Consider the following 22,265-nt stretch of genomic DNA (forward strand, 5'->3'; position numbering starts at 1 on the left):
ACTATAACTTATTGACATACAATAAAGCAAATGTTAAGATAATTAAGGTATTTTTATTAAGGGAGGGGAACCTTAACTTACTAAGAACAACTAGATATTTTATGGAGGTACTATTAAATGAAAGGTACAGTAAAGTGGTTTAATAACCAGAAGGGCTATGGCTTTATCTCTGATGAATCAGGAAAGGATGTATTCGTACATTACTCTGGTCTTAACATGGAAGGATTTAAGTCATTAGAGGAAGGTGCTTCAGTTGAGTTTGATATCACAGAAGGCGCTAAGGGACCTCAGGCTACTAACGTTACTAAGCTCTAATCTGGGGGTTATGACGTACCTTTTTCCAATGAATCGAGGCTTAGGCGGATAGATATATTGAGAAAAGATAGTAAAAGAGGACGAAGCTGTAAAGGATTTCTTTACAGCTTCTTTTTTTGTGCCTTTTTATAAGAAGTTTATAAAGCTAGAATAGACGATTAAGGCGCTATCTGTTATTATTTTATATAGGTCTTTTGTAGCATTTTTAAAGGCCTCAATAATAAGGAAGGTAGATTAATAATGGAAAGTTTTAATGAATTTATAGGGAAGACTTTATCAGGTGACGTATTATCATTTATAACTGCGGGAGGAATATTATTCTTATCAGTTATTATTGTTGCCACAATTATTATTTTTAGAAGATGGAATGGACGAGTTGTTCCATTTTTATTTGGTATTGTAACTTATGGTATTTTTGGATTTATATTCTCTCAGTTGGTGGTATCAGCTCTTGCAATGATTCCATCCATTGACTATGCCTTTAGTTATAATCAGAGTGCATATAATCTAGTGCAGGCAATTTTCCTTGCTATCGGTATGGGAATTGCAAGATGGTTCATCTTAAAGATGATGATTTCAAGATATGAGCGTCCAGGAGATGTTTATCTTGCAGGTTTAGGTATTGGTATTGGACAGGGCATCTTTAGCTACGGCTTAAGTATATTTGCATTCTATGTTAATGCTCAGGTTTTAATTAACCAGGGCGAAGTTACAACAGACTTTATTTCAGGCCTTACAGAAGGTTTAACAGAAGCTAACATAACAAGCCTTGCTGACACATTTAGCCAGTTATTCTATGCACCAGAAACAATTTGGGCATTACTTGGCCTTGCAGCAGTACTTGATTTATTCTTAAATCTCTTCCTTATGGTTGCAACTTTTGGTGCAATGAAGAAGAACATTAATTACATGTGGAGTTGGTATGCAATTGCAATTCAGCTCGTATCAATTCTTTCATTTACTGTATATGACTATAGATCAGTAACAAGTATAGCAATTAGCTTTATTGTTAAGACAATTGTAACAATTGGTGCTATAATATTAATAAATAAAGTGTCAAAGGCAATTGAATATAGTAAAGAATAGAAAGTAAGATTACTTTAATTAAGACATAAGTGTAAACTACGTATGGTAATTGAGTATGAGGAATAAAAAATATATAACAGTGAGAAAAGCAGTCGACAATGTTGCGGACAGTAAAGTTGTCGGAAAGATAGCTAATAGAGTAGCTAATTTTAGAGGAAGTACAGAAGAGTATATTAATAACGATGCATTACTGCAAACCGACATAGATAGCGGTTTGTCTAAGGCGGAAGTACGTAAAAGAAACTTAGAGGGGCTTAGTAATATTTCAACTAATAAGCCCTCTAAGACTATAAAGCAGATAATTTTTAGTAACATTTTTACCTACTTCAATTTAATCTTTATTACTTTTGCAGTTTTATTATGCTTAGTAAAATCTTATACGGATATAACATTTATGCCTATTATCATCTGGAATACCATCATAGGTATAGTTCAGGAGATAAGGGCCAAGAAAGTTTTAGATAAGATAAATGTTGTGAATGCTCCAAAAACTAGGGTTATAAGAGATGGCCGTGAAACAGTGGTGGACTCTTGGACCTTGGTTCGTGGAGATATGTGTGTGTTTAGCGCAGGAAATCAGGTCTGCGCAGATTCAGTAATCAGGAGTGGAACAGTTAGGGTAAATGAGTCTCTACTTACAGGGGAGTCAGATGATGTAATTAAAGAGGCCGGAGATTTGTTATTATCAGGCAGTTTTATTGTGTCAGGACAGTGTAGAGCAGTGCTTACAGCAGTTGGAGATGAAGCCTATGCGGCTAAGTTAAATGCTGAGGCGAAAGCCACAAGAAAGAAAACGAAAACTAACATGATCGATTCTCTAAATAGAATGGTAACCTTAATCGGCGTGATTATCGTGCCTTTAGGATTAATTATGTATATACGAGCAGTCTATTTTTTAGGCTACTCAATAAAAGAAGGGGTGGTATCCACAGTTGCCTCGCTAGTGGGCATGATACCGGAAGGCCTCTATTTACTAGCAAGTATCACCTTGGTAGTCTCAATTATGCGACTTGCAAAACAACAAGTTTTAATTCATGAGATGAATTGCGTGGAGACATTAGCTAGAGTTAACGTCCTTTGCGTGGACAAGACAGGAACTATTACAAACCCCGAGATGTCAGTAAGCAAGGTGATTTATCTAGATGAAGATTTTAATGAAAATGTATCTAGAGAAATCAGGATGGCCTCTGCTAGCATGGCAGCAGATAACGAGACAATGAAGGCCATTCAGCAGGAGTTTTTGCCAGCGGATAATGATGAAAAAACAGATATAGTTTGTCCATTTTCATCAGCAAGCAAATACTCGGCAGCAATATTTAAAGACAGATCTCTAGTCTTTGGCGCCGCAGAATATGTGCTAACAAGTGACTTTTCTAAATACGAAGAGCAGATTAAGGCACTAACTTCAGAAGGCGCAAGATTATTAGTCTTTGGCGAAACAAGTGAAATCCTAGAAGGTAAGGCGCTAACTAAGCCAATAACACCAAAGGCCTTTATAATCCTAGAGAATGAGATTAGAGAAAATGCAACAGAGACCTTTAAATACTTCGCCGAACAAGGCGTAGATATAAAGGTAATTTCAGGTGACAATTCTATTACTGCGTCAAAGATTGCAGCAAAAGCTGGCATTCAAAATGCAGATAAATACATAGATGCAACAAGCTTAACAAGCTATAGGGAACTTAAAAAAGCCGTTGCCAAATACACAGTCTTTGGCCGTGTAATCCCAGAGCAGAAGAAGATGATAATCAAGGCCCTTAAGGAAGCTGGTAAAACAGTAGCTATGACAGGGGATGGAGTTAATGATGTATTAGCTCTAAAAGAGGCAGATTGCAGTATCGCCGTCGCAACAGGTAGTGAGGCAGCAGCAAATGCAGCGCAAATCGTATTATTAGACTCTGACTTTTCAAGAATGCCATCGGTGGTGGCTGAAGGAAGACGAGTGGTAAATAATATTCAAAGATCTGCAAGTCTCTTCCTAGTAAAGAACATTTTCTCAATCTTACTAACTATATTTACACTTATTGCGGCAAATTTATACCCACTATATCCAACACAGCTATCCCTACTTGGTGCATTTACCATAGGAATTCCGTCCTTCTTCTTAGCTCTTCAACCAAACAAGAGCCTAATTAGAGGCCATTTCCTAGTTAATGTTATTGTAAATGCTCTACCATCCGGTTTGACGGATTTTATAATTGTAGTTCTAGTTGTGATATATGGAAATCTAACGGGCTTAAGCCACGAGCTTGTTTCAACCATGGCAATACTGTCTATGCTAGCAGTGGGAATCGGAACTTTAATTAGAGTTTCCTACCCATTAAACAAACTTAGACTTGCACTTTGCATCGCCATGGTAGTAGGAATTGTATTAACTATAATTGTGGCTCCAAATTTATTTAAGATAGCAATACTAGATTTCTTCCAATGGCAGATAACAGTAGTCTTTATGGCACTTGGTCTTGGAATCCTTCTAGTATTTGTAAGATTGTCTAACAAAATAATAGGATATCTTTTAACCCATAGCAGGAGAGCAAGAAAGATACTACAGGGCTAGAAAAAGTTAACGAACTGTGAACAAATTTTTAATAAAAAATGACCAAAAAACTCTGCTAAATTAACGTATAATTGAGAAATATTATACAAAAAAGATGACTAAAACGATTGTTAGACTATTAACAATATGCTATACTTGTGTAGGCTAATTAAAGGGAAAAGAAGATAAATAAATAAGCGAATTTTCGCACGTGGAGGTTATATGGGCGAATCAAAAGTATGGGTTGTAGGACATAAGAATCCAGATACAGATTCAATTTGTTCAGCAATCAGTTATGCTAATTTAAAAAATCAGATCACTCAAAGTGAATTATATGAGCCTAAAAGAGCTGGTCATCTAAACGAAGAGACACAGTTCGTATTAAAAAAGGCGGGCTTAAAGGCCCCAGAATACATCAAAGATGTACGTCCTCAGGTAAAGGATATAGAGATTAGAAGAACAAAAGGTATTAATAGAGACTTATCTGTACGTAAAGCATGGGAACTTATGAAAGGTTTAGATGTTGTAACATTGCCTATTACAGAAGGCGAGAACCTTGAAGGCCTTGTAACTATTGGTGACGTTTCTAAATCTTATTTTGAGGTTTTTGATAATAAGATTTTATCTACATCTAATACAAGCTTTACTAATATCGTTGAAACATTAAATGGTAAAGTAGTTACAGGTAATGTGGAGAATAATTACGTAAAGGGTAAGCTTCTTATTGGCGTTGCTAATCCTGATATTCTAGAAGAGATGATTGATGAAGGCGATATCGTTATTTTAGGTAATAGATATGAAGCTCAGCTTTGTGCTATTGAAATGAGCGCTGGTTGTATTATTGTATGTGAAGGTGCGAGAGTATCTAATACAATTTCTAAGATTGCAAGCGACAGAGGTGTTATAGTAATCAGCACAGAATATGATACTTACACAGTTGCCAGACTTATGAACCAGGCTATTCCAGTTAGCTTCTTTATGAAGCAGAGAGAAAAGCTTATAGGTTTTAAGACAAGAGATTATATTGAAGACATTCAAGATATAATGGCTAAGAAGCGTTTTAGAGATTTCCCAATCGAAGACGAAGAGGGTAAATATGTGGGAATGATTTCTCGTAGAAATTTACTTGGCGCAGGCAAGAAGAATATTATTCTTGTGGATCACAACGAGAAGACACAGGCAGTCTTTGGTATCGACAATGCACAGATTCAGGAAATCATCGATCACCACAGACTTGGTTCAATTGAAACCATCACACCTGTATTCTTTAGAAACCAGCCACTAGGTTGTACATGTACTATCGTCTATAAGATGTATAGGGAAAATAATATCGAGATATCAAAGACTATGGCTTTAGTCATGTGTTCTGCAATTCTTTCAGATACATTGATTTTCAAATCACCAACATGTACTTGGGAGGATGAGGCAGCAGCAAGAGACTTAGCAGTTATTGCTGGCATCGACCCAGAAAGCTATGGTAGAGAAATGTTTAGAGCAGGTAGCAACCTCTCTGAAAAGACTGAAGAAGAAATCTTTTATCAGGATTTTAAGAGATTCTCAGTTAATGATACTAACATTGGTGTTGGTCAGGTTAACGTTATGGGAATGGATGAGGTTAAGATTTTAGTAGAAAGAGAATTAAACTATATTCCTAACTCTATTAAGTCAACAGGCCTAGATATGACCTTCCTCCTTGTAACAGATATTATGTCTGAGGCTTCTTATGTTATCTGTCAGGGTAAGAATGCACTACAGATATTAAGGGGTGCATTTAACGTCGAGAATGATGACTACCCTGTATTATTAAAGGGAGTTGTTTCAAGAAAGAAACAGTTCTTGCCGGCTATAATTGACGAGATGCAGTCTTAGAAAGGCTATATGACGATAAAAAAATGCTGAATTTTTAGGGGCGAATCCCCTTAAGAATTCAGCATTTTTTTATGAGCCGCAAATAGTGCGATTAATTATTTTTTTCTTTTATAGTATATGTACTTCTTTTAATGGATATATCAAATGTTGTTTTCTTTCCATCTGGCGATTCTATTACAAATTCAGTTTTCCCGGCTTTTTTAAAATCAGCATGAAGTGCCCAATCTTCTAATCCTGCATCATATTCAACACTTAGATTTCCATATTTTTTATCTACTAAATATACATTATATGAGTCGTCAAATTGGTATTCATCTCCATTATACAATATAATCGTACTATATTTAGGAGGATTGATTATACATATAGCAAATATGGAAATAATCAATAATCCACTTATTACTACTCCAGTAATTTTTATTTTTTTATTATTAAATATAGCTAATGGATAGATTATTAATGAAGCCATACAAAAAATAGTAGTTAAAAGATGTCTTGGAAAAGAGAACATTGTATCAGACAAATAACCAGCACACATTTCTCCAGTTAATAATAACATAGGAATAAGAATTAATAATCCCCACCATTTATCTTTTTTCATGTAATATCCAATAAATCCCATAGGAATACAAGCTATTGTCCATAAGACCCAAAATCTATAATACGTATTAAATAAGTTGCTATGCTTAATTATATCTTGAACCAAATATACTAACGGTTGACTAATTAAAAAGAAGATAAAACACTTTAACGCAGAATCTTTAGGAGATTTACTATTCATAATAATAAATATTCCTAAAAAGATCCATACTTCAAAGCTAACAGTTAAATCACTAAATGAAGTATTTTTTGCTATTGGTAACATAGCCATAATAGCAGTATAAACACCTAAAATAATAGCCATTATAATCAACTTCGGCCAAGTTAAATTAATCCCACCAAATATCTTTTTCATAATATCCCCCTATCTATTTTGTTATATACACATTATCCTTTTTGAAATAATTTTATCATAAACGAAATTGTCCTACAATGGATTTAACTTTAATTTTTTGCACTTGTCATAGATAAGGTAAATGAAGATGGATGCGATACATGTCTCTTGATAAAATTTATTATTAATTTACTTTTTTTTAACCTAATACACGAGTATAATAAAAATGTATGCTTTACAATGTGAACAATGTTTTAAAGGTTAATAAGTCTGTTTCTAACGGATTGATATAGAAAGGAAGTAATAGATATGAAGAAGATTCAAGCAAATGATCCTTGTTGGTGCAAGAGCGGCAAGCCTTATTGCGAGTGTCATAGAGACTGGGACAGAAAGATTGATACTTTCAAAAGAAAGTTTCACAAGGTTCCACCAAGAAGCATAATTAAGAATGAAGAAACACTTCAGGGTATGAGAGAAAGCTCTAAGATTAATATTGCTTGTCTTGATTATGTTGCTGATAACATTAAGGCAGGAATGACAACAGAAGATATTGATAAGATGGTATATGAAACAACAACTAAGATGGGCGGTATTCCAGCTCCTCTTAATTATGAAGGTTTCCCAAAGAGTGTTTGTACATCTCTTAATAATCAAGTTTGCCATGGTATTCCATCTGATAAGATTGTAATTGAAGATGGCGATATTATAAATGTTGATTGTTCTACAATTCTTAATGGATATTATTCAGATTCGTCAAGAATGTTCTGTATTGGTGATGTTGCACCAGAACACAAGAAGTTAGTAGATGTAGCTAAGGAATGTGTTGAACTTGGATTAAAGCAGGTTAAGCCATGGGGCCATTTAGGTGATGTAGCTCAGGCTATTCAAGATCATGCTAAGGCAAATGGCTATTCAGTAGTTCGTGAAGTTGGCGGACACGGAATTGGTCTTGAATTCCATGAAACACCATTTGTAAGCTATGTAATTAAGAAGGGAACAGGAATGGTTATGGCTCCAGGTATGGTATTTACAATCGAGCCAATGATTAACGAAGGTCTTCCAGACATTTTTATTGATGATTCAAATGGTTGGACAATTTATACAGATGATGATTCTTATTCAGCACAGTGGGAGATTATGGTTCACGTAACAGAAGACGGTTACGAAGTAATGACATACTAATATTTTTGAAAATGTATCACAGTATAAAGGTCGAAAACTCAATATAATGTATCGATAAATTTTATACAAAAATTAGGGATGCCTCTTGTAAAAAAGAGACATCCCATTTTTATGGTTTTATTTCGTTTTATAGTTGTAGTCTAAATATATTTATGAATTAAAATGTTACTCATAATTAAAGTTAACAACATAGAATACGTAATCGCTACGCTCTACATCCTTATATGAATAACTAAGCTGCACACCGGCACGCTTTACAGCAGCTGCTAAATCGAAAGTATCAGTTGTTGTAAATTCGATGGATGTGGCACGCTTTCTAATATTAGAAACAATATAGTTATTTAAATCAGTTTGTGCTGTGATTTTCTTTAAATTCTCTGCATTGGCATAAGAATACTTAGTGCCAGTGACAGTGTTCTTTGGATAAGTATCAGTATCCCAAGTATGATCAAGGGCCATATCCTCAGCAGTAATATTAAAATAGTAATGCTGAATGTAATCAGAATTACTATTTACCGGATCATCCCAAGTAACATCCACCTGATACCATTCACCATCAAGTTCTACAACATTCCAAATATGGGCTTGGTCTCCAGCTACACCAGAAATTGTGTAGTTATTAATTCCAAGCATATCAAGTAATGTTTTAAAACATTCTGTATAACCACTACAAACAGCCTCACCATTAATTAAAGCCTGATAGGCATTAAAAGAGTTGTCGCCGTGGTCCACGTAAGTAATATTTTCAACGAGATAGTCGTGGATAGCCAATTCATTTTCATAATCTGAATTAGAACTAGATGTGACTTCTCCCAAAATTTCTAGGTATTTATTGTAAAGAGCAAGCTGCCTCTCGTTTAACTCAGAAGTATCCGAGTTTTTATAGGCATTAACGATAGCGTAGTTGTCCCATCTTGTAAATGTAACAACTAAATTATAACCGTTTTTCACTCTTCGATATTCGCAAGATAATTGCTCTAAGCCTGAAAGACTTGATAGCCAATCCTCAGCATTTATAAGACTTTCGTCACTAACAAATATTTCACAAGACTCCTCATTATTATCTAGTGCAGATTGAATGTAAGCAATAATTTCCCCAGTTGTGCTTGCACTATTCTCAAAAGCTATATAGCTAATGCTAGAAGTCTCAGTTTCGTTAGTGTTGCTAAGGAAAGGTAGCTTACAAGCTGTTAAGCAAAAAGCTAGACTAGCGCCACTAATTATGGCTAAGATTCTTTTATTTAATTTCATATAAACTCCATTTGCGGTTAAAACCAAAAAATATATAAAAAGCCCGTAGGCCAAAAATTCATAAACATATGTAGAAAAACTACTTCTTTATTTTAATATGAAATTATATAAAATAAAAGGTTAAATTTAAAAAACTTGCCAAGAGTTTCCAAAATAATATAATGGGTCATAGATATTAATTCTGAAAGGAAAATGTAACATGAGCGATTTTGTAATAAAACGACCTATAGATTTTGATTTAGAACAGACACTAGAGTGTGGCCAGTGCTTTCATTTTGAAAAGATTGCAGAGCAGGACTACGTGCTAACTGCCTATAATAGAGCGCTTCACATTGCGCAAAAAGACGACGAACTAATATTTTACAACACCGACAAGTCCGATTTTGACAATATTTGGAAAATGTATTTCGACCTAGACCGCGACTACGAAGCTATAAAAAAAGAACTTTTAAAGGCTGATCCAAAGCTTGCAGAGGCTATTGAGGTAAAGTGGGGTGTGCATTTGCTTAATCAGAGTTTCTTTGAGACCCTCATTAGCTTTATCATTTCGCAAAACAAGCAGATTCCTCATATTAAAAAGATTGTGGCCGACATCTCTGAAAAATATGGCGACTTATTATATGAAGATTCTAGTCGCAAACTCTACGCCTTCCCAAGTCCTAAGCAGCTTGAAAATGTAACAGTAGAGGATTTAAAAGAACTAAAAACCGGCTTTAGAGCCCCTTATATAAAGGATGCGATTGATAGAGTGCTAGCCCTAGAATTCTCTGGCACAGATGAAGCCAGCTTTAGAGCCTTCTTTGATAAGCTAAGCCCAGAAGAGACTATAGCAGAACTAACTAAAATCAAGGGTGTAGGCCTTAAAGTAGCTAGCTGCGTAAGTCTTTTTGCTTTAAATAAAAGAGAAGCTTTTCCTATTGATGTGTGGATTAAGCGAATCATGGAGGCCAAGTATTTTGAGGGCAAGGATACTAAGATTCCGGTTATCGAAAAATTTGCAAAAGAAAAATATAAAGACCTCGGTGGATACGCCCAACAATACCTCTTTTATTATGCTAGAAGCTTAAAAATAAACAAATTATAAAACTTGCATCTATTTATTGACAAAGCCCTAGACTAGTGGTAACTTTAACTATGTTGATATTAGCACTCGAAGTTAAGGAGTGCTAACAGTAAAGAAAAATGTTAACGTTAGAGGCGTTTAGGATTTTGATATTAAAAGGAGGATTTAATTATGAAGTTAGTACCATTAGGAGACAGAGTTGTTCTTAAGGCAATTATGGCAGAAGAGACTACAAAGTCAGGAATCGTATTACCAGGTCAGGCTAAAGAGAAGCCACAGCAGGCAGAGGTTGTTGCTGTTGGTCCTGGCGGATTAGTTGATGGCAAGGAAGTTACAATGCAGGTTAAGGTTGGCGACAAGGTTATTTACGCTAAGTATTCTGGAACAGAAGTTAAGTTAGACGACGAAGAATACACAATCGTAAAGCAGTCAGACATCTTAGCAGTTATTGAATAATATAAAGACTTTTTAGAAATTAATTATAATGATTTTGAATAAAAAAGACATGGTTTTGAAAGGAGATTAAAGACATGGCTAAGGAAATTAAGTATGGCATTGAAGCAAGAAAAGCATTAGAAGAAGGCGTTAACAAGCTTGCTAACACAGTTAGAGTAACAATTGGTCCTAAGGGACGTAACGTAGTTTTAGATAAATCTTACGGTGCACCACTTATCACAAACGATGGTGTTACAATCGCAAAGGAAATCGAACTTGAAGATTCTTTCGAGAACATGGGCGCTCAGTTAGTTAAGGAAGTTGCTTCTAAGACTAATGATGTTGCTGGTGATGGTACAACAACAGCTACAGTTTTAGCTCAGGCAATGATTAACGAAGGTATGAAGAACCTCGCAGCAGGTGCTAACCCAATCGTTTTAAGAAAGGGTATGAGAAAGGCTACAGATGCAGCAGTAGAAGCTATTGCTAAGATGAGCCAGAAGGTTACAAGTAAGGAACAGATCGCAAAGGTTGCTTCAATTTCAGCAGCTGATGAAGGCGTAGGTCAGATGGTAGCAGACGCTATGGAGAAGGTTTCAAACGATGGCGTTATTACTATTGAAGAATCAAAGACAATGCAGACAGAACTTGACCTTGTAGAAGGTATGCAGTTCGATAGAGGATACATTTCAGCATATATGTGCACAGATATGGATAAGATGGAAGCTAACTTAGATGATCCATACATCCTTATTACAGATAAGAAGATCTCTAACATCCAGGATATCTTACCAATCTTAGAGCAGATTGTTCAAAATGGATCTAGACTCCTTATTATTGCTGAAGATATTGAAGGTGAAGCTCTTACAACACTTATCGTTAATAAGTTAAGAGGAACATTCAACGTAGTAGCAGTTAAGGCTCCAGGTTACGGTGATAGACGTAAGGAAATGCTTAAGGATATCGCAATTCTTACAGGTGGTCAGGTAATCTCTGAAGAATTAGGTCTTGAACTTAAGGATACAACAATGGATATGCTTGGTCGTGCTAAGTCAGTTAAGGTTGCTAAGGAGAACACAGTAATCGTTGATGGCGAAGGCAACAAGGCAGATATCGAAGCAAGAGTTGCTCAGATTAGAGCTCAGTTAGAAGAGACAACATCTGAATTTGATAAAGAAAAGTTACAGGAAAGACTTGCTAAGCTTGCAGGTGGCGTAGCAGTAATCAGAGTAGGTGCTGCAACAGAAACTGAAATGAAGGAAGCTAAGCTTCGTATGGAAGATGCTCTTAACGCAACAAGAGCAGCAGTAGAAGAAGGTGTAGTATCAGGTGGTGGTTCAGCATACATCCATGCATCTAAGGAAGTAGCTAAGTTAGTAGATACTCTTTCAGGTGATGAGAAGATCGGTGCTCAGATCATCTTAAAGGCTCTTGAAGCACCATTATTCCACATCGCATACAACGCAGGACTTGAAGGCGCTGTAATCATTAATAAGGTAAGAGAATCAGAAGTAGGAACAGGATTTGATGCATACAACGAAGAATACGTAGATATGATTGAAGCAGGAATCCTTGATCCAACAAAGGTAGAACGTTCAGCATTACAGAATGCATGCTCAGTAGCATCAACACTCCTTACAACAGAGTCAGCAGTAGCTACTATTAAAGAAGCAGCACCAGCAATGCCAGCAGCTGCCCCAGGCATGGGTGGTATGATGTAATCTGACTTAAATCATTGATTTAAGTCTAGTATCGAATCTATGATTCGATACATCATAATTAAAGGTAAATCCACAGTGCTAGCAGAGGCTAGCACATAAAAACTTCGCGAAAGCGAACCATAAAAGCTCCTTTAGGAGCTCCCAAAAAAATCACTTAAAGTCCATGGAAGTTAACTCTTTCATGGACTTTTTTATTGCAAGAAACAGGGCAAATTTCGAAGAAATAGCCCGTCCTATTACATTATCCAGCCAAACAGCGAAGCGTATTTGGCACCTATCTCGTATTTCAGCTAAACAGCGAAGCGCATTTAGCGTCCGTTCGTACCTCTCTTCATCACACAGGCAAAGAGCGAAGCAATTTTGCCGTCCTTTCTCTCTCCTACACAGGCAAACAGCAACGCGCCTTTGCCGTCCTACTTCGCTCATCTCCCTCATCTTTCCGGTATCAATCCACAGCCAAACAACGAAGTGCATTTGGCGTCCCAACCACAGCCAACTCCCGGCAGTTCCCCTAACCTAGTGGGGTGTGGGGGAAAATCTTGGGCGGGGGAGTGAAAACCGGAATGGAATCGCTAGCACAAGTGTGAGGGGGACATGCTAGTCTGCCTCGGTACCTAGAATTCCCAGCGCCTGCGGTGCTAGGGAATTTTTTAGTACCCGCTAGGCAGCTAGATAGCGCAAGCGTGTCTCCCCTCAGACTTAGTGCTAGCGATGCAATGGCCGGTGACCCAAAACTCTCCGCCCCCGCCCTAGATTTTCCGTCCCCAATATGTTACAATTGCCCTAGTAAAAATAGGTCTGAGGGGACACTAAACTTAAGGAGTAATTTATGAACGCAGAACAGTTAATTAAAGTTAAAGCGCCCGCTATATCCTGGTTATATAGAATAGTTTTAATTATTGCATGTGTATTAGCAGCAACAACAGTACCTACAACAGGTGTTATGGGAATCATAATTCTTATAGCATTCTTGATTGTGACAGTACTTGTATTTGAGTATTACAACGCAGAGATCGAGTACTCATTTTATGAAGATGTTTTATCAGTGGATAGAATTATGGGTAAGACAACAAGAAGACATATGGGAAGCTATGCATTTTCAAGAGCAAAGCTTGTAGCCTATGCAGATTCAGAAGAAGCTATGAGATTACAGCACTCCAATGTACATACATATGACTATCTAGGACGTCTATCAGATAGAGAAGTAGTAGTATGTTATGTATATGATGATGCTACTAATGAAGAGGTTAGATTGTATATAGAACCAGATGAGAAGATCCTTGAAGCAATCAAAGAAACAGTTGCTGAATCAGCCTATAAGATTTCAGAAAAATAGTTTGACTTTTATAATTCATAGTGATATATTTCTAATAATACATAAACAGTACTGATCTTGTATCGGTGCTGTTTTATGTTGTTTTAGAGGCAATTTAACACTCTAAAGCAATAGAATATCATTATTGGTATTGATTTGATATAAGCGTTGACGCGATACTGGCGTCGTGTTATTAACAACGCTAGACAAAGTAAAGAAGTATAAGAAGCAAGAAAGCGAGGAAAAGATTAGAATGGGTAAGATTATTGGTGAAGGCATTACATTTGATGACGTATTATTAGTACCTCAGTATTCAGAAGTAACACCTAATTTGGTAGACACATCTACATACCTTACTAAGAATATTAAGCTTAATATTCCGCTTATGAGTGCAGGTATGGATACTGTAACAGAACACAGAATGGCAATTGCTATGGCAAGACAGGGTGGTATTGGTATCATCCACAAGAACATGTCTATTGAGCAGCAGGCTGAAGAGGTTGATAAGGTTAAGCGTTCAGAGAATGGTGTAATCACAGATCCATTCTTTTTACATCCAGATAATACATTACATGAGGCTAACGACCTTATGGCTAAGTTTAGAATTTCAGGTGTACCAATTGTTGATGACAATGGTAAGTTAGTTGGTATTATTACTAATAGAGACCTTAAATTCGAAGAGAATTTTGATAGACCAATTAAGGAATGTATGACAAGTGAAAACTTAGTTACAGCTCCAGTTGGTATTTCTCTTGAAGAAGCTAAGAAGATTTTAGCTCAGTCAAGAAAAGAAAAATTACCAATCGTAGATGATGAATTTAAGTTAAAGGGACTTATTACAATCAAGGATATTGAGAAGTCAATTAAGTACCCTAACTCAGCTCATGATTCACAGGGTAGACTCCTTGCAGGTGCTGCAGTTGGTATCACATCTAACGTTATGGATAGAGTAGAAGCCTTAGTTAAGGCTAATGTTGATGCAATCGTTATTGATTCAGCTCATGGTCATTCTAAGAACATCATTACAACACTTAAGGACATCAAGTCAGCATTCCCTGATCTTCAGGTTATTGCTGGTAACATCGCTACAGGCGCTGCTGCTAAGGCATTATGCGAAGCTGGTGTAGATGCTGTTAAGGTTGGTATTGGACCTGGTTCTATCTGTACAACAAGAGTTGTAGCAGGTATTGGTGTACCTCAGGTTTCAGCTATTATGGATTCATACGAAGTTGCTAAGCAGTATGGTATTCCAGTAATCGCTGATGGTGGTATTAAGTACTCAGGCGATATCGTTAAGGCTATCGGTGCTGGTGGATCAGTTTGTATGCTTGGTAGCTTACTTGCAGGTTGTGACGAAGCTCCAGGTTCTTTCGAACTCTTCCAGGGCAGAAAGTATAAGGTATATAGAGGAATGGGTTCTATCGCAGCTATGGAAAATGGTAGCAAGGATAGATACTTCCAGACTAATGCTAAGAAGTTAGTTCCAGAAGGTGTTGAAGGTAGAGTTGCTTATAAGGGAACTGTAGAAGATACAATCTTCCAGCTTATGGGTGGTCTTCGTTCAGGTATGGGTTACAATGGTGCTCCTAATATCCCACATCTTCAGGAGAATGCTCAGTTTATTAAGATGTCAGGTGCTGCTCTTCGTGAGTCACATCCACATGACATTCATATTACTAAGGAAGCTCCTAACTACGCAGTTGAGGATAAGTAATATTTAGTTAGTAATATTTGAATAAATCAGACATAATTAGATATATTTTTATAAAAATGAGACGCAGTTCCGCCATAGGAATTGCGTCTTTTTTAAATTCTTTTATTCTTTAAAAGACTTGTAAAATGTTAATGTCATGGTATAATATTATTAGTATAAATAACGTGGACAATAATATTTTTAACTCGAGGAGATTGTGTATGAACGACAAGATACTTGGTAAGTATATTGCAAAGAATCACTCTGGTTCGGTATTCACAGACAATGAGCTTCAAGTGATTAAACAAGGCAATATAGATGAAATGGTCACAACATTTTTTGATATGAATAATGACTATTATATTACCCAGTTACAATGTGCAATTAAGAGTTTAGCTACATTTATGGACACCCAGATTGTAATGGAAAGTATAGAGTACATTAAGCAGTATCAAGGGCAGTTTATGGGCTGTCAGATAATGGATGGCGATATTGACGTATTTTTAGGGATTGCAGGAGAAGACGATGAACTTGTAGAACTTGCGTCAGTATTTGCAGGAGAGGATTTTAGAGAACTTGATATGGATGCTTATGATGCCCTTTGTGAATTAATAAATGTTATGAATGGTGCATATGCAACCAAGTTAAGTGGCTCAGAGATAGAAGTTACACTGCATCCGCCAGTGTTCTACAAAGATACATGCGTAACATCAGAGACCGGTCTTTATGTAGCTGTTTTTGAAATGAATGGCAAGAGCTTTAAATTGCTAATGGCAGCTAATGACAAGATCAAATTAAATGCGTAGAATAGGAGGAAGCGGATATGGCTAAGATATTAATTGTTGATGATTCAAAAACATCTAGAAAATTCTTAAGAACCATGCTTGAAGAAGCTGGTCATGAAATTGTCTCAGAGGCTGTTAATGGACTTGAAGGCGTGGAAAAATATAAAGTCTATCAGCCAGATATAGTTACTATGGATATTACAATGCCAGTAATGGATGGTATTGATGCGGTTAAGGAAATTGTAGATATAGAACCTCAGGCTAAGGTAATTATGGTAACAGCAGCAGGACAAAAGAGTAATATGGTGGAAGCTCTCAAAAGAGGCGCGGCAGATTTTATTCAGAAACCTTTCGACTCTGAAGTCATTTTAAACACAATCAATAAAGTGTTAGAAGAGTAGAAGTTTCCGTATATTTAGTGAAATAATAGTCTTTATTAGACTCCACTAAATAAAGGTTGCTTATAAATAAGTAAAAGTTGTATAATGTGGTGTAACTTGTCTAATGGCAAGTTGCACCTTTTTTATTGCGGTTTAACAAAACTTAAACCTTAATAAATTAGAATTTAAGAAACGGCTAATTATGGCAAGTTTAAGCTGAATTTGGAGGAATTATGTATAATTACAGAATGACACTTCAATATGACGGCTCTAGGTATGACGGATGGCTTCGTGCTAAGGATGAAGGCTCTAATACCGTAGAGAACAAGATTGTTGAAGTACTTAAAAAGCTCACTAATCAAGATATTGAGCTTATTTGTGGCTGCCGAACTGAGAAGGGCGTTCATGCACTTGCTCAGGTTGCTAACTTTAAGTTAGAGAAACATTTGTCAGCACTAGAAATCAGAAATTATCTCAACAGATATCTCCCAAGAGATATTGCAGTCTATGAGTTAATGGAAGTCGATGAAAGATTTAACGCCCAGTTAAATGCTAAGTCAAAGACTTACGAATATAGATTAGACATTGCGAATATAGCAGATGTATTTTCAAGAAAATATGCCTACCACACTTTTGATAAACCAGACTTCAAGGCTTTACACGAAGGTGCTAAGTATTTTCTTGGAAAGCATGACTTTAAGGCTTTCACAACTGCTAAGCGTAGCAAGTCTACAGTAAAGGATATTAAGAATATTTCCCTTGAAATCGAAGATCACTATGCCTACTTAAGAATTAAGGCTAATGATTTTATGCACAATCAGGCAAGACTTATGATTGGCTTTTTACTTGATGTCTCAACTGGTCTTAAAAAGGCAGAGGATGTTAAGAAAGCATTAGATGGCGAGAATATTACAATGTCTCTTCCGGCCGAGAGTTATGGCTTATTTTTAAAAGAGATTGAGTATTAATTAGGAGGATAAATGAAGACAGTTATTGAATTAATCACAGAAGAATTAGAAGTTGCATTTACAAAAGCTGGCGTTGATACAAGCTATGCTAAGGTAAATATCTCTAATAGACCTGACCTTTGCGAATACCAGTGTAATGGTGCTATGGCAGCAGCTAAGGCTTTAAAGAAAGCTCCATTTATGATTGCTGATGACGTAGTTGCAAACCTACAGGATAGTAAATTATTTTCAAAAATCGAAAGCGTAAAACCAGGCTTTATCAATATGACAGTTAGCCCAGAATTTATTACAGGTTATGTTAATGAAATGGCTAAGACAGAGAAGTTTGGCTATGTTAATGCAGAAGGCAACAAGACTGTAATCGTTGATTATGGTGGAGCTAATGCTGCAAAACCTCTTCATGTTGGTCACCTTCGTTCAGCAGTAATTGGCGAATCTGTAAAAAGAATCAACAACTACGTTGGCAATAAGACAATCGGTGATGTTCACTTAGGAGACTGGGGTCTTCAGATGGGTCTTATTATTGAAGAACTTCGTGATAGAAAGCCAGACCTTTGCTATTTTGATGAAAGCTACACAGGAGAATATCCAAGTGAAGCTCCATTTACAATTTCAGAATTAGAGGAAATCTATCCTGCAGCTTCAAAGAAGTCTAAGGAAGATACAGATGAAGGTAGAGCCTTTAAGGAAAGAGCACATCTTTCAACTCTTAAGTTACAGCAGGGGGATAAGGCATGCCGTGCCCTTTGGCATCATATTATGACTATCTCTAAGGCTGACTTAAAGAAGAATTATGATAATTTAAATGTATCCTTTGAATTATGGAAGGGCGAATCAGATGCTCAGCCATATATCGAAGAGATGGTAGATAAGATGATAGCTGATGGCATCGCTCATGAAAGCCAGGGCGCTATTGTTGTAGATATTCAGGAAGAGACAGATTCTAAGGAATTGCCTCCATGTATCGTTAGAAAGTCAGATGGTGCAGCCCTTTACGCAACATCAGATCTTGCAACACTTGTTGAAAGAGAAAAATTATATAGTCCTGACGCTTATGTTTATCTTGCAGATAAGAGACAGGAACTACACTATACACAGTTCTTTAGAGTAGCTAAGAAGGCTGGAATTGTTAAGCCAGACGCTAATCTTACATTCGTAGGTTTCGGTACAATGAATGGTAAGGATGGAAAGCCATTTAAGACACGTGCCGGCGGTGTTATGAGACTTGAGCACTTAATCGCTGATATTAATGAAGCAGTTTACAATAAGGTAAAGGACAACAGAGACGTTTCAGATGAAGAAGCTAAGAATATCTCTAAGATTGTTGGACTTGCAGCCCTTAAGTATGGTGATCTTTCAAACCAGGCATCAAAGGATTACGTATTTGATGTAGATAGATTTGCATCCTTTGAAGGTAACACAGGTCCATACATTCTCTACACTATTGTAAGAATTAAGTCTATTATTAATAAGTATATTGAACAAGGTGGCAAGGTTGAAGCAGGTGCAATCCTTCCTACAGATAAGGACAGCCAGAAGGCTCTATCACTATCTTTGGTTAAGTTTGCAGACGTTATTGATAGCGCTTACCACGACAACGCACCACATAGAATTTGTCAGTATATTTACGAAGTGTCAAACGCTTTCAACGGCTTCTATCACGATACTAAGATTTTAGCTGAAGAAAATGTATCGCTTAAGGCAGGCTATGTTTCATTACTCGACCTTACAAAGAGAGTGCTTGAAACATGTATCGATTTACTTGCTTTTGAATGCCCAGAGCGCATGTAATAAAATCAAATGCTTAAAGAGCGGGATAGTTCCGACATATTAAACATTTGTTATATCAAAGGAATGAGGTTTAACATATGAAATTATTAACATTCGCAATTCCTTGCTATAACTCAGCTGCATACATGGAAAAATGTATCAACTCTTTATTAGCAGGCGGAGACGACGTAGAAATTATTATTGTTGATGATGGTTCAACTAAGGACAACACACTTGAAATTGCAAAGAAATACGAGGCCCTTTACCCAGGAATTGTAAAAGCAGTTCATCAGGAAAATGGCGGTCATGGAGAGGCTGTAAACACTGGCCTTAGAAATGCAACAGGACGTTTCTATAAGGTAGTAGATAGTGATGATTGGGTAGATGGAAAGAGCTATAAGAAGGTTTTAGAGACATTAAAGAGTTTTAGTGAAGACAACGAACCTGACATGATGATTTGCAATTATGTCTATGAGAAGGTTGGAGCACCAAGAAAGAAAGTGGTTCATTACCGCAATGTTTTCCCTATTGAGAAAATGTTTGGTTGGGACGAAATGCTTGCTAAATTTAAGGTTGACCAGTACATTTTAATGCATTCAGTAATTTACAAGACTTCTGTATTAAAGGAATGCGCGCTTGAACTACCTAAGCATACTTTCTATGTAGATAATATCTTTGTATTTGAGCCATTACCATTTGTTAAGAAAATGTACTATCTAGACACTAATTTCTACAGATACTTTATAGGTAGAGATGACCAGTCAGTTAATGAAAAGGTCATGATTAGCAGAATAGATCAGCAGTTAAGAGTAACAAGAAGAATGATTGAATCTTACCTTTCTCTTGAACATAACAACGAGAAGTGCCGTTATTATATGAGAAATTATCTTCGTATTATGATGGAAATATCTTCTATTTTCCTAATCCTTTCAGGAACTAAGGAAAACTTAGCAAAGAAGAAGGAATTATGGAAGTTTGTTAAGGAAAGAGATGCCAAGTTATATAAAGAGCTTAGATACTGTGCCCTTGGCTGGTCAGTAAATATTCCAGGAGGACCAGTGGGACGTGGAATCTCTAAAATTGGCTACAAAGTAATGAATAAACTTATTGGATTTAATTAATTGAGGTTTGCATAATATGGACATGATAAAATACGAAACAAGCCTAAAAGCAAAAGGCGATGATTATAAAAGAATTGTATTCTGGAATCGTTTTATACGTAATCCAATTGAAACAATTCTTACAATAACACCTGCAATAATAAGTATTTGTTTACTTGCAGCAGGATATTATACTTACTTTTTACTTGTTATTTATGCGGTTTGTGTAGCATATCCACTATTTATATTTTTATATCAATTTAAAAGTAGTGTGAATTATCATTTAAAGCATAGAGACCCTGCAGAAGAAGCTAAGTGCATCATGACAGTAACTAAGTCTGGAATATTAGCAGATATTCCAGAACATGATTTAAAGTATAATTATGAATGGAATGATTGTACAACAGCTTATTATAAGTATGGTTACTACATGCTATTTAATGGCTCTAAGATGATTGTAATGCTTAATACTAAAGATATGACACAAGAAGAGAAGAAAGCAATTCCACAGATAATCACAGATAACGTTGATAAAAATAAATGCGCAATTAAATTTTAGAATAAAAAGTCTAGCTTTTGATATGCCCTCTGTCAAGTATACAGGGAGCATATCATACAAAAGCTAGGCTTTTTTGATTGTATTCTTGTTAGACCTGATTACCTAATTATTAGGACTATTGTTAGAAGATTAAAAAGTAGTGTTAAAAGATTAAAAAAGTAGTATAATTAAATGAAATTATAAGACTTGCAGGAGGGACATATGAAAAACAAGAAACTAAAAAGAATAAGGTTAATACTAGTATTATTAATTGTAATAGCAAATGCATTCGTAACATTTGCGCTACCAAAAATCCTAGGAATTAGCTTAGGGGATGATTTGATTCGCTTTATTGGTGCTTCTGCAGGTTTATTAATTGCTTTAGTTATCTTTGAATTAGCAGACTATATAATTAAGTCAGATCCAAAGTCTAAGGAAAAGGATTTAGTTTTAATGACAGGCATAACATTCTTAATAATAGCTTATGCTACAATCCTTGGTGCTTATTATGAATATGGCTTGATAAGATTAAAAAGGGATGCTAGCTATAGCGCAGACTTAAATCTAATAAGTATTTCATTAATAGTAGATGCCATTTTGTTTATAGGAATTTCAATAGCATGTGCTAGACTAAAACAAAACACAGTGTGGGGATATAGAAATACCTATACATTAAAAAGTAAGGATACATGGAATAAAGTTAATAAATTAGCATCTGTATTAAGCTTTATAGTGGCAGTAGCATTAATTGTTATGTCTATTGTAATGGCAAATTTATACGCTTACCTTGTATTTTTAGCTATGATTTTAATAGAAATTCTTGTTTGTAATGCATATTCTGCAAGAGTTTATAAAGATGAAATACAAAAAAATGCGTAAAAATGATTTGTGAAGTATAGAAATGAATAGTAATAAATATAGCTTTAAAGACCTCTTATGAGGTCTTTTTTTACTTTATAGGAAATTTCTCTTTCAGAGAAATTATGGTGTTGAATTGCAGAAAATACAGTATTTTTGCGGCTTGAATGAGAAATGTAAATTAAAGTATTGATAAGTATAAAAAGTACAGTAAAAAAGTAGGCGAAAAAAGGAAAAAAGTTGTTGACATTAAGTGGCCTAGATGATAATATATACAAGTCGCTGCGATACAGCAACGACAACAAAACATCAACAAAGCCAGTAAACACAAGGCTTTGAAGATAAGAACCTTGACAACTGAACAGAATGACAACCTTGAAAATTCTTTGAAATATTCAAGCGAGTAATCAATCGTAAAACAATTTTGTTTTGAAATGATTATCCTTAATAACAGTAATGTTAAACG

General features: G+C 35.8%; 19 protein-coding genes. 17 read left to right on the forward strand and 2 right to left on the reverse strand.

Features of this window, described 5'->3' with window-relative positions:
• Positions 1 to 117: 117 nt before the first annotated feature.
• The 4 genes from QVA17_RS07615 to QVA17_RS07630 all read left to right on the forward strand — a co-directional run bounded on the left by QVA17_RS07615 (position 118) and on the right by QVA17_RS07630 (position 5,806).
• The gene (locus QVA17_RS07615) at positions 118 to 315 is read left to right on the forward strand and encodes a cold-shock protein (RefSeq protein ID WP_027431855.1); all 198 of its coding nucleotides are present in this window, start codon (positions 118 to 120) and stop codon (positions 313 to 315) included.
• Between the two features lie 240 nt (positions 316 to 555).
• Positions 556 to 1,401 (forward strand): hypothetical protein, encoded by an 846-nt coding sequence (locus QVA17_RS07620; RefSeq protein ID WP_287387553.1) that lies wholly within the window; start codon positions 556 to 558, stop codon positions 1,399 to 1,401.
• A 55-nt stretch (positions 1,402 to 1,456) separates the two neighbouring features.
• On the forward strand, positions 1,457 to 3,958 hold the full coding sequence (locus QVA17_RS07625; RefSeq protein WP_287387555.1) for an HAD-IC family P-type ATPase: 2,502 nt from the start codon (positions 1,457 to 1,459) through the stop codon (positions 3,956 to 3,958).
• Positions 3,959 to 4,159: 201 nt separating this feature from the next.
• On the forward strand, positions 4,160 to 5,806 hold the full coding sequence (locus tag QVA17_RS07630; protein WP_287387557.1) for a putative manganese-dependent inorganic diphosphatase: 1,647 nt from the start codon (positions 4,160 to 4,162) through the stop codon (positions 5,804 to 5,806).
• 91 nt (positions 5,807 to 5,897) lie between these two features.
• On the opposite strand, the gene QVA17_RS07635 is transcribed toward QVA17_RS07630, so the two are convergent.
• Positions 5,898 to 6,761, reverse strand: coding sequence for a hypothetical protein (locus QVA17_RS07635; RefSeq protein ID WP_287387559.1), 864 nt, complete (start codon positions 6,759 to 6,761; stop codon positions 5,898 to 5,900).
• 288 nt (positions 6,762 to 7,049) lie between these two features.
• On the opposite strand from QVA17_RS07635, the gene map reads away from it, so the two are divergent.
• Positions 7,050 to 7,922: a type I methionyl aminopeptidase gene (gene map, locus QVA17_RS07640; protein ID WP_287387561.1), complete on the forward strand. Its 873-nt coding sequence runs from the start codon at positions 7,050 to 7,052 to the stop codon at positions 7,920 to 7,922.
• A 165-nt stretch (positions 7,923 to 8,087) separates the two neighbouring features.
• Here the strand turns inward: map and QVA17_RS07645 are convergent, their stop codons facing one another.
• Positions 8,088 to 9,173 carry a transglutaminase domain-containing protein gene (locus QVA17_RS07645; RefSeq protein WP_287387563.1) on the reverse strand — a complete coding sequence of 362 codons (1,086 nt, stop codon included), beginning with the start codon at positions 9,171 to 9,173 and terminating at the stop codon, positions 8,088 to 8,090.
• Positions 9,174 to 9,372: 199 nt separating this feature from the next.
• On the opposite strand from QVA17_RS07645, the gene QVA17_RS07650 reads away from it, so the two are divergent.
• From QVA17_RS07650 to QVA17_RS07705, 12 genes are all read left to right on the forward strand, one after another.
• Positions 9,373 to 10,257 carry a DNA-3-methyladenine glycosylase family protein gene (locus QVA17_RS07650; protein WP_287387565.1) on the forward strand — a complete coding sequence of 295 codons (885 nt, stop codon included), beginning with the start codon at positions 9,373 to 9,375 and terminating at the stop codon, positions 10,255 to 10,257.
• A 150-nt stretch (positions 10,258 to 10,407) separates the two neighbouring features.
• The gene (gene groES / locus QVA17_RS07655) at positions 10,408 to 10,692 is read left to right on the forward strand and encodes a co-chaperone GroES (protein ID WP_027431847.1); all 285 of its coding nucleotides are present in this window, start codon (positions 10,408 to 10,410) and stop codon (positions 10,690 to 10,692) included.
• Positions 10,693 to 10,766: 74 nt separating this feature from the next.
• A complete protein-coding gene (gene groL / locus QVA17_RS07660; RefSeq protein ID WP_287387567.1) occupies positions 10,767 to 12,392 on the forward strand; it encodes a chaperonin GroEL in 1,626 nt (541 codons plus the stop codon).
• A gap of 829 nt (positions 12,393 to 13,221) precedes the next feature.
• On the forward strand, positions 13,222 to 13,728 hold the full coding sequence (locus tag QVA17_RS07665; RefSeq protein ID WP_287387568.1) for a hypothetical protein: 507 nt from the start codon (positions 13,222 to 13,224) through the stop codon (positions 13,726 to 13,728).
• Positions 13,729 to 13,960: 232 nt separating this feature from the next.
• On the forward strand, positions 13,961 to 15,421 hold the full coding sequence (gene guaB, locus QVA17_RS07670) for an IMP dehydrogenase (protein ID WP_287387569.1): 1,461 nt from the start codon (positions 13,961 to 13,963) through the stop codon (positions 15,419 to 15,421).
• A gap of 200 nt (positions 15,422 to 15,621) precedes the next feature.
• On the forward strand, positions 15,622 to 16,206 hold the full coding sequence (locus QVA17_RS07675; protein ID WP_027431843.1) for a chemotaxis protein CheX: 585 nt from the start codon (positions 15,622 to 15,624) through the stop codon (positions 16,204 to 16,206).
• Between the two features lie 17 nt (positions 16,207 to 16,223).
• A complete protein-coding gene (locus tag QVA17_RS07680) occupies positions 16,224 to 16,586 on the forward strand; it encodes a response regulator (protein ID WP_074522171.1) in 363 nt (120 codons plus the stop codon).
• Positions 16,587 to 16,798: 212 nt separating this feature from the next.
• Positions 16,799 to 17,533, forward strand: coding sequence for a tRNA pseudouridine(38-40) synthase TruA (truA, locus tag QVA17_RS07685; RefSeq protein WP_287387570.1), 735 nt, complete (start codon positions 16,799 to 16,801; stop codon positions 17,531 to 17,533).
• A gap of 12 nt (positions 17,534 to 17,545) precedes the next feature.
• A complete protein-coding gene (argS, locus tag QVA17_RS07690) occupies positions 17,546 to 19,324 on the forward strand; it encodes an arginine--tRNA ligase (protein ID WP_287387571.1) in 1,779 nt (592 codons plus the stop codon).
• A gap of 77 nt (positions 19,325 to 19,401) precedes the next feature.
• Complete coding sequence (locus QVA17_RS07695; protein ID WP_103953263.1) at positions 19,402 to 20,424, forward strand: glycosyltransferase family 2 protein; 1,023 nt, start codon at positions 19,402 to 19,404, stop codon at positions 20,422 to 20,424.
• A 16-nt stretch (positions 20,425 to 20,440) separates the two neighbouring features.
• Positions 20,441 to 20,962: a hypothetical protein gene (locus QVA17_RS07700; protein WP_287387572.1), complete on the forward strand. Its 522-nt coding sequence runs from the start codon at positions 20,441 to 20,443 to the stop codon at positions 20,960 to 20,962.
• A gap of 201 nt (positions 20,963 to 21,163) precedes the next feature.
• On the forward strand, positions 21,164 to 21,820 hold the full coding sequence (locus tag QVA17_RS07705) for an SdpI family protein (protein ID WP_287387573.1): 657 nt from the start codon (positions 21,164 to 21,166) through the stop codon (positions 21,818 to 21,820).
• The last annotated feature ends 445 nt before the right edge of the window (positions 21,821 to 22,265 follow it).

Source organism: Lachnospira sp. (assembly GCF_016290755.1).
In the GTDB taxonomy this organism is placed as follows: domain Bacteria; phylum Bacillota; class Clostridia; order Lachnospirales; family Lachnospiraceae; genus Lachnospira; species Lachnospira multipara.